Source organism: Dokdonia sp. R86516 (genome assembly GCF_044596715.1).
GTDB lineage: Bacteria > Bacteroidota > Bacteroidia > Flavobacteriales > Flavobacteriaceae > Dokdonia.
Window position 1 is genome coordinate 74,862 of the sequence record NZ_CP138998.1, and the last position, 12,933, is coordinate 87,794.

General features: G+C 38.6%; 11 protein-coding genes. 4 read left to right on the forward strand and 7 right to left on the reverse strand.

From position 1 onward, the window contains the following. Positions 1-281: 281 nt before the first annotated feature. From SJY23_RS00365 to SJY23_RS00385, 5 genes are all read right to left on the reverse strand, one after another. Positions 282-1,562, reverse strand: a complete 1,281-nt coding sequence (locus SJY23_RS00365; RefSeq protein ID WP_396597028.1) for an O-antigen translocase — start codon at positions 1,560-1,562, stop codon at positions 282-284. After that, positions 1,556-2,662: a DegT/DnrJ/EryC1/StrS family aminotransferase gene (locus SJY23_RS00370; RefSeq protein ID WP_396597029.1), complete on the reverse strand. Its 1,107-nt coding sequence runs from the start codon at positions 2,660-2,662 to the stop codon at positions 1,556-1,558. The genes SJY23_RS00365 and SJY23_RS00370 overlap by 7 nt, the downstream gene beginning before the upstream one ends. Further along, positions 2,659-3,660 (reverse strand): GNAT family N-acetyltransferase, encoded by a 1,002-nt coding sequence (locus SJY23_RS00375; protein ID WP_396597030.1) that lies wholly within the window; start codon positions 3,658-3,660, stop codon positions 2,659-2,661. The genes SJY23_RS00370 and SJY23_RS00375 overlap by 4 nt, the downstream gene beginning before the upstream one ends. Before the next feature lie 125 nt (positions 3,661-3,785). Further along, the gene (typA, locus tag SJY23_RS00380) at positions 3,786-5,582 is read right to left on the reverse strand and encodes a translational GTPase TypA (protein ID WP_035336278.1); all 1,797 of its coding nucleotides are present in this window, start codon (positions 5,580-5,582) and stop codon (positions 3,786-3,788) included. A gap of 375 nt (positions 5,583-5,957) precedes the next feature. Further along, positions 5,958-6,377, reverse strand: coding sequence for a nucleoside-diphosphate kinase (locus SJY23_RS00385; protein ID WP_035336277.1), 420 nt, complete (start codon positions 6,375-6,377; stop codon positions 5,958-5,960). A gap of 233 nt (positions 6,378-6,610) precedes the next feature. Here SJY23_RS00385 and SJY23_RS00390 point away from each other — a divergent pair, with 233 nt between their 5' ends. Genes SJY23_RS00390 through SJY23_RS00400 form a run of 3 tightly spaced genes read left to right on the forward strand, consistent with a single transcriptional unit; the run spans position 6,611 to position 9,362 of the window. Beyond that, positions 6,611-7,627, forward strand: coding sequence for a bifunctional oligoribonuclease/PAP phosphatase NrnA (locus SJY23_RS00390; RefSeq protein ID WP_396597031.1), 1,017 nt, complete (start codon positions 6,611-6,613; stop codon positions 7,625-7,627). Continuing rightward, a complete protein-coding gene (gene gldI / locus SJY23_RS00395) occupies positions 7,624-8,175 on the forward strand; it encodes a gliding motility-associated peptidyl-prolyl isomerase GldI (protein WP_396597032.1) in 552 nt (183 codons plus the stop codon). Before SJY23_RS00390 ends, gldI begins: the two co-directional genes overlap by 4 nt. 14 nt (positions 8,176-8,189) lie before the next feature. Further along, entirely contained in the window at positions 8,190-9,362 is a 1,173-nt protein-coding gene (locus SJY23_RS00400) for a peptidylprolyl isomerase (protein WP_396597033.1), read from the forward strand. Between the two features lie 87 nt (positions 9,363-9,449). Here SJY23_RS00400 and SJY23_RS00405 read toward each other — a convergent pair whose 3' ends face one another. Both SJY23_RS00405 and SJY23_RS00410 read right to left on the reverse strand, forming a co-directional pair. Beyond that, a complete protein-coding gene (locus SJY23_RS00405; protein ID WP_396597034.1) occupies positions 9,450-10,913 on the reverse strand; it encodes an aminoacyl-histidine dipeptidase in 1,464 nt (487 codons plus the stop codon). A gap of 46 nt (positions 10,914-10,959) precedes the next feature. Beyond that, positions 10,960-11,682 (reverse strand): CDP-alcohol phosphatidyltransferase family protein, encoded by a 723-nt coding sequence (locus tag SJY23_RS00410; RefSeq protein WP_396597035.1) that lies wholly within the window; start codon positions 11,680-11,682, stop codon positions 10,960-10,962. Positions 11,683-11,805: 123 nt separating this feature from the next. On the opposite strand from SJY23_RS00410, the gene SJY23_RS00415 reads away from it, so the two are divergent. Beyond that, positions 11,806-12,873: a PorV/PorQ family protein gene (locus SJY23_RS00415; RefSeq protein ID WP_380034419.1), complete on the forward strand. Its 1,068-nt coding sequence runs from the start codon at positions 11,806-11,808 to the stop codon at positions 12,871-12,873. The last annotated feature ends 60 nt before the right edge of the window (positions 12,874-12,933 follow it).

Below are 12,933 nucleotides of genomic sequence, written 5' to 3' on the forward strand. Positions count from 1 at the left end.
CTATCGTTCCCTCATTTGCTATGGCGCAAAAATTATTATTTATCGCAACGTTGTTCCCAAAAACAATCTCACTTCCCTCCTTTCTTGCCTCTATATAAGCATAGGTATTATAAAATGATGGAGAATTAATGACACCTATTTGTACGCTTTCGCGAAAGCGTATCACACCCTTCCCATTAAGTTGTGCGGGTTGATAAAGCATAGGTTTGCCGTCTACATAGGTAGTCTGTGAGAGCAACTTGTACTTCCAAATTCTAAATGATTGCAATATGTTACCTAGGCTACTCATTCGTTTTTGTAAAAAGCGGTTCCCGAAAGATAAACAGTAATACCAATAAATGCATAAAATAACTTAAACAATGTCCCATTGTAGCACCCTCTGCACCAAAATTTTGTACAAAGTATATTCCAGAAGTATAGATTATAACTAGGGAGATCACCTCGGTAATGAGGAATAATTTGAGATTGTTTTTGGCAATAATTTGGTAGCCTATTACTAGCGAGGCAACCTTAAAAAAATCTCCTAGCAACTGCCATTTAAACAATGAGGTCATAGGCATAAAATCTTCAGTAAATAATAACTGAACAATAAATGAACGCAAAAAATAAATAAGCAACAACCCGAGCCCAAACAGGGGTAAGATGGTTTTATAAAACCCGAAAATCTCTTTTCTAAAAGCACTGCTTGTGGTGGCTTTTGATAATTGAGGCAAAATATATAAGGTCATTAATGTCGCTACAAACTTAAAATAGTAGTCTGACACGCGCGTCATAGCATCCCAGTAACCAGCTCCCTCCCCTATCTCTCGGCGTATCGCGATATATACAAGCGGTAACACAATCATAGAGAATAAGGCCATAAGCGTGTAAGACCCTAATTTGCGCAAAGCGCCTGTGTCGAATTTTGAGAATGAGACATTTTTCAATACGCTACCTTCTTTTCCTAAAGCAACTAGGGTAATCACAAGAATCACCGCCGGACTGACAACAAGCGCAACTAGTGCTCCTTGTACACCATAGTATATGATGCTTAAGATGGTTATGGCAAGACCTATCAGGTTAGAAAAGATTTGAATCTTCACCACCTTCTTATAAGCCGACTGTCCATTAATAACAGCTAGCAAAATTCCGTTAAGTGTTATAAAAGGTAGCGCTATTGCTAGCCATCTAAAAACGTATGTGTACTGTGCCCCACCGCCAAAAATCTGTGTATTAAAATAAGCAGCCCCTACATATAAAATCGTCGAAACAATTATAGTAGCGATCAAACTCACGATGACAGCAGTAGACAATAACTTTGATAATGGATGACTTTCCTCATCACCTGTGGCAACATATTTTACTATACCGTTAGACAAACCTAGATTACCGGCCGCTTGCGTAGTGGTCATAAAATTGCGCAAATAACCCAGCAATGCCATACCTCGTTCTCCTAGATAAATAGCAATAAGCTTTGACGTGATAAGACCTCCCAGTATTTGTAAGCCCACACTTATTGCATTAAAAGAAGTAATCTTAAGTAAAAGATTATTTGCAATGCCGCTACGTAGTTTGCCTAGCATTTAAAGTCGTTTATGGCTTTTATAATCTGGGTAATCTCTGTTTTAGTAAGTGATGGACTAATAGGCAAACTCAGTACCTCACTATGCAACTGCTCGCAAACCGGTAAGGACATAGATGCAAGCTCTTGTAAAGCCTCTTGTTTGTGTGGCGGTACGGGATAATGTATAATGGTTGCGATACCATTTACCTTAAGATATTCTTGTAACGCATCCCTCTGCACACAGCGCACTACAAATAGATGCCAGACGTGATCCTTACCCTCAGACCATTGTGGTAAAATAATATGTTCATTATTTATCTCTTCAAGATATTGCTTTGCAATAGCAATGCGCTTACTGTTCTGCGTGTCAAGATCTCTAAGTTTTATTCTCAAAAAGGCAGCCTGCAGTTCGTCGAGGCGGCTATTTACTCCAGTATATTGTGCGACATAACGCTCTTTAAAACCGTAGTTTCTATATTTTTCTACAACTTCGGCTAGCGCTTTGTCATTTGTGGTGATTGCTCCTGCATCACCTAGAGCACCTAGATTTTTTGTGGGGTAAAAGCTATGACCACTCGCATCTGCCAGAGAGCCACTGCGCTTACCAGATGCTGTAATTGCCCCGTGTGATTGTGCACAATCTGTAACGGTGAGTAGGTTGTACGCTTTCGCGAAAGCGTTAACCCTATCCATATCTGTAAGTCTGCCATACAAATGTGTAGGCATAATCACTCTTGTTTTTGAAGTGATCTTCTGTTCTAAATCGCTATAATCAAAGTTGAATGTGTCAAGATTTACCTCAACTAGTACAGGTTTTAAGCCCGCTTGTTTTACACCTATGATGGTTGCAATGTAAGTGTTACTCGCAACAAGCACCTCATCGCCCTCTTGTAGTTTACCTAGTATTTTATAGCCTTCCAGAATGAGCCTCAAGGCGTCAAGACCATTTGCTGTACCTATACAAAATTGAGTGCCACAGTAAGCCGCGTACTCTTTTTGAAAAGCAGTCACCTCGTTGCCCAGAATGTACCATCCTTTTTCTAAAAAAGAATCGAACTTACTTTTGAGCTCCTTTTCATAAGGTGCGTTTATCTTTTTTAAGTTTAAAAATGGAATCATATCAAGACATCTTTAAGTAGTGAATGATTCTGCACGGCAACTTTGTAGAATTTATGAACGTGGGTACGTGCTCCAAAACATTCTTTCCAGTAAGATAAGCCCCTATTAAGTTTTGTGCCGCCCTCTTCGTTTGAAATACCAAAATCAAAATAGTCTTTATGTGCAAAGGTGTGCTCTATGAGTTCATAAAACAAGAAGTCAAGCGTTCCTAACTCCTGCTTATTCTCTCCCGCCGAAATATATTGAACGTGTGCCGTGGTTTTAGTCTCAAATATAGTCGCTCCTCCTACTATCGTATTATTATGGTAGACATTAAACTGCCTTATGTTTTCTGGAAAAGAAGCTTGTAGCTTTTTTATTTCCTCTAGGGTATGGGTGGGTTGTGATTGATGTTTTTCCTTTAGGTTAGGTACGAGTATCTCGCTCCAAAAGTTATCAAAACCTACTTCCTCTTTTATAACCAGACCTGCTCTGTCTGCTTTTTTTACTCCTTCCATACGATTAGATTGTATGGATAATTTATTCCTGTAATTTATCACAGACGCAGTATCTACCCGGTAACAGCTTGCACTGAGTAGTTGTGCGATATACTCAAACTCATCACTAGGCATCACCGTATAAAACGTGGGAAGTTGTTTTAGATATAAAGATATGAAGCCTTGCTGCTGCGCATACTTTAATATTTCTTGAGTAATTGCTATGACATCTTGTAGTTTTTGCTTTCGCGAAAGCAAAATACCACCATACGTTAATCCCTGATGACTGTATAGATCATTCCCGTCTGCATTTGCCGGAATGAGTGCTACAAGTTTTTTACCCTTGTAAACCAGCAGCGAGTAATCTGTAAACCTATCGCTGTGATACTCCATAAAGGAACGGTCGTGTAGAAAGGTTGCATTTTTTGCCTGTGCTACAAATTTGTTCCAGCGCTGGGCATCTGCGGATTGATATTTTTTTACAGTATAGATGGTTTGGTTGCGAGTTTTAGGATATTTCAATAAAAGTAAAACTATTTTTAATTCTATAGGATATGGTAAGAGATTAAATTACGCTTTCGCGAAAGCGCATAAAAAAACCCCACTCTCATAGAGCGGGGTTTATTATTTATAAGAATACTAAATCCTTAAGCAATCTTGTTACGCTTACGGTCTACTTCTTTTAAGTAAATCTTACGTAGTCTTAAGTGATTAGGAGTTACCTCTACATACTCATCTTTCTGAATATATTCTAGTGCTTCCTCTAGTGAAAACTTAATTGCAGGTACAATCTTAGCCTTATCATCTGCTCCAGAAGAACGTACGTTAGACTGCTTCTTTGCTTTTGTGATATTGATATTCATATCATCCTGACGAGAGTTTTCACCTATTACTTGACCTTCATAGATATCTTCACCTGGTGATACAAAAAACTTACCACGATCTTGAAGTTTATCTATAGAGTAAGGGATGGCTGTACCGTTTTCCATAGATACAAGTGATCCAGAAATACGTCCAGGGATATCACCTTTAAAAGGCTGGTATTCTTTAAAGCGGTGTGCCATAATTGCTTCTCCAGCAGTTGCAGTAAGAAGTTGGTTACGTAATCCTATAATACCACGTGATGGGATTAAGAATTCTATAATCATACGCTCACCTTTTGCTTCCATAGAAAGCATCTCACCTTTACGCATTGTTACAAACTCTACTGCACGACCAGAAACATTTTCTGGAAGGTCAATAGTAAGCTCTTCTACCGGCTCACATTTTACACCGTCTATTTCTTTTATAATTACTTGAGGCTGTCCTATCTGTAATTCATACCCCTCGCGACGCATTGTCTCGATAAGTACAGAAAGGTGCATTACCCCACGACCATATACTAAGAACTTATCTGCACTATCTGTATCGTTTACACGTAGGGCAAGGTTCTTTTCTAGTTCTTTAGTAAGACGATCTTTAATGTGACGTGATGTCACAAACTTTCCGTCTTTTCCAAAGAAAGGAGAATCGTTAATAGAGAATAACATACTCATTGTAGGCTCATCAATATCAATCGTTGCAAGACCTTCTGGGTTTTCAAAATCTGCTACAGTATCACCTATCTCAAATCCTTCAAGACCTACAATCGCACAGATATCACCTGCTTGTACTGTCTCTACTTTAATACGACCTAAACCGTCAAAAGTATGAAGTTCTTTAATACGAGTTTTCTTGATAGTACCATCGCGCTTTACAAGAGATACTTGCATACCTTCTTTAAGCTCACCACGGTTAAGACGTCCTATTGCGATACGACCTGTAAAAGAAGAGAAGTCTAGAGATGTGATAAGCATCTGCGTGTTTCCTTCTTTAGTTTCTGGTACTGGTATGTGCTCCATCACCATTTCTAATAATGGCTCGATAGAGTCTGTTTCCTTCTGCCAGTCGTCAGACATCCAGTTATTTTTTGCACTTCCGTATACTGTAGGGAAGTCTAGTTGCCACTCTTCGGCACCTAGTTCAAACATAAGGTCAAAAACCTTCTCGTGTACCTCCTCTGGGGTACAGTTTTCTTTATCTACTTTATTTACAACCACACAAGGCTTAAGACCAAGGTCTATTGCCTTCTGTAATACAAAACGTGTTTGTGGCATAGGTCCTTCAAAGGCATCTACAAGTAGACACACACCATCTGCCATATTCAAAACACGCTCTACCTCTCCACCAAAATCGGCGTGACCAGGAGTATCAATGATATTAATCTTAGTACCCTTGTAGGTTACAGAAACGTTTTTTGAAGTAATAGTAATCCCGCGCTCACGCTCCAGGTCATTGTTATCTAATATAAGCTCACCTTTAGACTCATTTTCTCTAAAAAGCTCACAGTGATACATAATTTTGTCTACCAGGGTTGTTTTACCGTGGTCTACGTGGGCGATAATCGCGATATTCCTTATGTCCATAATAGGTTGTATTAATGCCGTGTTTTTGGCGGTGCAAAAATAGCTATAATTAATTAATTTATTTGCTATTACATTAATAGATATACATTAACGCAATTTCAAACGTTGTAAATCTCATTTTTATCGTTCTATAACCCATAATTAGAAAGTTGTTTTGACACTTTTGGGCGTTCCTCTACGAGGCAGGCTATACGCTCATACTCCTCGTCGCTACACAAGTGTCGTACCTCCACTTGCTGCACTCCTGTGGGGTAACCGCTGCTATCCTTAACGCAAAAAAAAATCAAGACACAAAAAAAGCCTCTCGTTTTATAGAGAGGCTTTTAAAGTATGGTGTAAAACACCTTATATGGTAGCTTGTAACTGCGCTAGCAATTAAAACATTTCGCGTCCAGCAAAGTGAAAAGCGCTTTCTATAGCTGCATTCTCATCACTATCAGAACCGTGTACTGCATTTTCTCCCATAGAAGTTGCATAAAGTGCACGTATCGTACCTTCGGCAGCATCTGCAGGGTTAGTAGCTCCTATTAAAGTACGGAAATCTGCTACTGCATTTTCTTTTTCAAGTACCGCTGCAACGATAGGTCCGCGTGTCATAAACTCTACAAGCTCTCCAAAGAATGGACGCTCATTGTGTACAGCATAAAATGTCTCAGCATCTGCCTTTGTCATTTGAGTAAGCTTCATCGCTACGATACGGAAACCACTAGCAGTGATTTTTTCTAAAATTGCTCCGATGTGTCCATTCTCAACGCCATCAGGCTTAATCATTGTAAAAGTTCTGTTTGTCATAATTCTTTAATTTCTGCAATGGCGGTATTATTTCCCTACCTTCACTTAGTTTTTAGATGCCCACGTGTTGAGCTTTTAAAATTTTCGCGAAAGCGTAAAAACTCTTTCTTGAAATCGCGTGCAAAAATACTGCTTTTTAATGTTAACACCATATTAAGTTTCTCATCTACTTGAAAACCTAAATATTTAATCCCAAGCAGAAATAGAGCACAAGAGAAATTGTATCTTCGCAAACTATGAATACCACTCAAATCACAACAACAAAAGAGCTCCTCAAAGGCTCAAAAAAAATTGCCGTAATTCCTCATAAAAATCCTGATGGCGATGCTATGGGAAGTACTCTAGCCCTTGCAGCATACCTTAATAAAAGGGGACACGAGGCTGTAGTCGTTGCTCCTAATGAGTATCCACATTTTTTAAAGTGGTTGCCAGGTCATAATGATGTGCTTTTCTATACATCAAATACAACCAATGCGCGTGATGCTATAAAAACAGCAGATCTTGTATTTACATTAGACTTTAATCACTTTTCTAGAGTAGGAGACTTAGAAGAGGTGCTTGAAAGTGTGGAAGCACCATTTATAATGATAGATCACCACCAGCAGCCAGACACTTATGCGGCAGTAACTTATAGTGACACAAGCATGAGTAGTACGTGTGAAATGGTATATCACTTTATAAAATCACTAGGCGATGAGGATGTGATTACTGCAGATATGGCCAGCTGTCTGTATACAGGTATTATGACAGATACGGGATCTTTTAGATTCTCATCTACTACTGCGATTACTCACGAGGTTATTGCTTCTCTCATTAAAAAAGGAGCAAATAATGACCAGATACATCAAAATATTTATGACACCAATAGCGAATCTAGATTACAGCTTTTAGGTGTTGCACTTAGCAATCTTGTTGTCTTACGGGAATATAGAACTGCTTTTATCACAATGACACAACAAGAGCTAGATGACCACAATTTTCAAAAAGGAGATACCGAAGGTTTTGTAAATTACTGTCTTTCACTAGAGGGCATTATATTTGCTGTGATATTTATAGAACATAAAGCAGATAGCATCATAAAAATGTCACTGAGATCCAAAGGTGACTTTTCTGTAAATGAATTTGCTAGAGCACATTATAATGGCGGAGGACATACCAATGCTGCAGGCGGAAGAAGCGAGGTAGCACTAGCTGAAACTATTGAAAATTTCAAACAATTACTTCCTTCATATAAAGACCAATTAATATCATGAGAAATTTAATATTTCTGTTGTCCATACTATTATTTGTCTCATGTTCTGAGACCGTTGCACGCAGACCAGTTTCTCAAAATACAGGGTCTTACGTAAAAACGGAGACTATCTCTCGTAATAAAGAGCTTATTGCTCAAGATGAAGCTGCTATTGAAAAGTATATAGCCACTGACACATTAAACTCTTACAACTCATCTTCTAATGGTTTCTGGTATTCTTATATTGCCAGAGATACTTTAGGTAAGCAGGCACCTCAAGTAGGTGATCTTGTTTTGTTTAATTACAACCTAGCAACAATAGCAGGTAAAGAACTAGTCACGCAAGAAGAATTAGGAAATACAGTTACTCAAATAGATCAAAGTAATCCAGATATCATCACAGGGATAAGGGAAGGACTTAAATTAATGAAGGAAGGAGAAACAATGACGTTTCTATTCCCTAGTTACAAAGCTTATGGGTATTACGGTTTTGAAGATATAATACCTAGCAATACCCCTGTGCGTAGTACCGTTACATTACTAGAAATAAAAGACCAATCAAACGAATAAATAAATCTCAAACAATGAAGAAAACAAGTATGTTATTAGTTGCAGTAATTTTATCACTCTTTTCATGTAATGATAAATATCCAGATCTAGGCGATGGACTATATGCAGAAATCATAACTGATAAAGGAACTATGGTTGCTGAGCTTTTTTACAATGACGCTCCAGCAACGGTTGCAAATTTTGTTGCGCTAGCAGAAGGAACACATCCTCTAGCAGATAGCACATATGCAGGAAAGCCATTTTATAACGGATTAACTTTTCATAGAATTATTAAGGACTTTATGATTCAAGGTGGCGATCCTACAGGAACCGGTTCTGGTGATCCTGGGTACAAGTTCTTTGACGAACTTACACCAGAGCGTAGACATGATTCTGCAGGTGTATTATCTATGGCAAATTCTGGATTTGCAACTAATGGAAGTCAGTTTTTTATTACTCATAAAGCAACACCACACCTTGATGGTTATGACTCAAATGGAAATCTCAAAAACTGTAGCAACCCTAGAGTAAGCTGTCATACAGTTTGGGGTAAAATCGTTACTGGATTAGAAGTGGTTGATGCTATTACAGAAGTAGAACTTCAAGATCCACGTGCTGGAAAGCCAAAAAATCCAGTAATTATCCAACAAGTTAACATTATTAGAAAAGGAAGCGATGTAAAAAATTACAACGCTAGTGAGACTTTTACTAATGAACTAGCAGCCTTTGAGGAAAACAAAGCAAAAGAAGCTGCAGAGAAAGCAAAGCAGTTTGCTGGTAAAAAAGCAGAACTTGATGCAAAAAGAGAAAACATTGAAGAACTTCCTAGCGGATTAGGAATTTATTTTGATCAAAAAGGCAAAGGAATTAAGCCTAATACCGGTCAAAAAGTAAAAGTAGAATATGCTGGATTCTTTACAACTGGAGAACTATTTGACACTAGCAGCGAAGAAGTTGCTGCTGCAAATAATAAACTAGATGACCGCAAGAAAGCAGCTGGACAATACAAACTTCTTGAAACAGTATATAGCCCAGAAGCGAGACTTATTGCTGGATTTAAAGAAGGACTACAATTGATGTCTGTAGGTGATAAAGCAACACTATTTATCCCTTACCACTTAGGATATGGAGCGCAAGGCTACCCTGGCGCAATACCTCCTAAGGCAGATCTTGTATTTGAAATTGAACTTGTAGAGATTGTAAAGTAATACAAAGAATACAGCACATAAAAAAAGCTAGCCATCTCACGATGGCTAGCTTTTTTTTATCTAATAATTTGAAAAAGAGACTAAGAATTAAGCCACTGGTATATCCTTTAAGATCTCAATAACAAAATCCCAGTACTTCTGAGCACTTGAGATACTTGCTCTCTCATCTGGAGAGTGCGCTCCTTTTATAGTAGGCCCAAAGGATATCATATCCATCTCAGGATAGTTTTGACCTAAAATACCACACTCTAATCCTGCGTGACAAGCAGCTACGTGTGGAGCTTCATTATTTATTTCTTTATACTTTGCTTCAAGCACTTTCAAAATGGCACTATCCATATTAGGCGCCCATCCTGGATAATCTCCAGAAAGTGCTACGTCAAAACCTGCAAGCTCAAAAGTAGCTGTAAGTGTGTTTGCTAGATCATCTTTAGAGCTATCTACAGATGAGCGAGTAAGACATCCTATTTTTATACTTCCATCTTTTACTATAACTCTTGCTATGTTATTTGATGTCTCTACTAGGTCTGCTATATCTGGACTCATTCTGTACACACCATTATGTGCCGCGTAGATAGCTTTAAGGAACTGTGCTTGTGACTCAAGACTCATCACATTATCATCGAGATCTATTTGCTTGATAGAAAGCTCTAGCTCTTTTTCTAGTGAAGCATATTCACCGTGTATTGCTGCCGCCATATCTGTAAAATCTGCTTCAAAAGCAGCTTTCTGATTTTCATCTACAGCTATGATAGCTACGCTTTCTCTTGGTATCGCGTTACGTAAACTACCGCCATCTATACTAGATATACGTATTTCAAAATTTTCTGCAGCATTGTATAAGAGACGGTTCATCATCTTATTTGCGTTACCTAGGCCTTTTATAATATCCATCCCAGAGTGACCTCCATTAAGACCTGCCACTTTTACTTCATAACCTACAAGGCCGTCATCCAGTCCCTCTTCTGTATAGGCACGTGTAGCCGTGATATCTACACCACCCGCACAACCTACACCTATCTCATCGTCTTCTTCTGTATCAAGGTTAAGTAAGATATCGCCTTTAAGAATCCCTCCTTTAAGACCCATTGCTCCTGTCATCCCAGTCTCTTCATCTATTGTAAAAAGTGCCTCTATAGCAGGGTGCTCTATGGTAGTACTTTCAAGCACAGCCATTATGGTCGCCACGCCAAGACCATTATCTGCTCCTAATGTAGTGCCTTTTGCACGTACCCAGTCACCATCTACATACATCTCAATACCTTGATTATCAAAATCAAACTCGGTATCATTATTTTTTTGATGCACCATATCAAGGTGTGACTGCATCACAATCATCTTTTTATCCTCGTGACCTGCAGTAGCTGGTTTTCTTATGATCACATTCCCTACTTCATCCTCTATCGTTTCTAGACCAAGCTTAGTCCCAAAATCTTTCATAAACGCAATCACACGCTCCTCCTTTTTAGAAGGTCGTGGTACGGCATTAAGATCGGCAAATTTATTCCAGAGTGCTTTTGGCTCGAGATTTCTTATTTCTTGATTATCCATTGTGTTCAAATTTTTCACAAAGATAATAGCTTGAAATAAGCTAGACCTATGATTGCTCCCTAAAAACTAAGGAAAGAAGAATGTATAAGATAATAATAAGAGGAACTCCTAAAAATTGAAAGAACACCAGTAATAATACACTTGCTAGTAAGAATAAGTAGCGCACTTTATTTTGGCCAAAAGACCAGTTTTTAAACTTCAACGCAAATAATGGAAGTTCTGCATTGAGCATAAAACAACTTAATACAGTAAGTACTATAAGGATATATGGGTTTTCTAATAACGCTTTCGCGAAAGCGTACTCTTCAAACATTAATATGAGCGGCAAGCTTAGTATAAATAAGGTATTTGCAGGCGTAGGAAGTCCTATAAAAGAATTAGTCTGGCGATCATCTACATTAAATTTTGCTAGCCTATATGCCGAAGCCATCGTTATTGCAAAGCCTATATACCCTAAGTGAAAGTGCTGCTCTTCAAGTGCCGCTCCCCAAGGGATGCCGCTAGCATCTTCTAGCAGTTGATACATTACGACACCAGGCACTACACCACTAGTCACCATATCTGCCAGTGAGTCTAGTTGCAATCCTACCTCACTAGAGGCATTAAGAATACGCGCAAAAAATCCGTCAAAAAAATCAAAGAAAATCCCAAGAGCTACAAATATTGCAGCAAGTTCAAGCCTGTCATTTACAGCAAATACGACTGCGACACAACCGCTTAAAAGGTTGCCCATTGTGATGGCATTAGGTACGTAACTCTTTATAGACATTTTATAATTTTCGGTAAAAATAGGGAAGATATCTATACTAATGTGGCTACAGGCAATATCTAGACGGTTTTATTGTTTACAATGTGTACTAAAAGTGAGATATTTGTCTCACAAATCCTGCTATTGAAAAAATCGCTTACCATACTATCTATACTTATTACAATGACTGCTGCTTCTCAAGCGGTACGTTCTTACTCAAATGAGTTTTTGAATATTGGTGTAGACGCTGCCGCTCTTGGTATGAGTAATGCGGTTGTGGCAAGTACAAGCGATGTAAATGCGGGCTACTGGAATCCTGCAGGACTAGTGAATCTAGAAGATAACCAGATCTCATTAATGCACGCTTCTTACTTTGCAAATATTGCAAACTACGACTACATAGGCTTTGCAAAACCGCTAGATGATAAAAGTGCCGTAGGTATTTCTATCATAAGGTTTGGGGTAGACGATATTTTAAACACCACACAGCTCATAGATGATCAAGGTAATATAGATTACAATCGTATAAGCTTATTCTCTACAGCAGACTATGCCTTTACAGTTTCTTATGCACGTGCGCTACCGCTAGATGGTTTAAATCTAGGGGTAAATGCAAAGGTGGTACGTCGTGTGATAGGCGACTTTGCAAATAGTTGGGGTTTTGGCCTTGATGTAGGATTACAATTTAAGAGAGGCGACTGGGATTTTGGACTTATGGCGCGTGATATTACCACTACCGTAAATGCATGGAGCATAGATGAAGAGCAGTTTGCTACCATAAGCGATGCCGTAGAAGGGCAAAATCAAGAACTTCCAGAAAAAACAGAAATTACCATCCCAAAACTTCAAATAGGTATGGGAAGACAGTGGATTTTTCATTATGACTACTCCTTAAGAGCAGAACTGGATATGAATTTTAGATTTACTCAAACTAATGATATCATCTCTAGCTCGTCTGTAAGTGCTACTCCTGCCCTAGGCCTTGAATTTGGTTATGCAGAGCTGGTGTATGTGCGAGCGGGTGTAGGTAATTTTCAGGAACTCACAGCACTAGATAATAGTACTACGGTGGGCTTCCAGCCTAATATAGGCGTAGGTTTTAAGTACAAAGGCATTCACGTAGATTATGCACTCACAGACATAGGTGATCAGAGCGCTGCTATATATTCTAACGTATTTTCTGTAAAACTAGATTGGGAACTTTTTAGATAGTCTCTTTCTTTCTACTAGGGCGTGCCCCTATTCTTTCATCATTTCATTCTTCAAGTATAG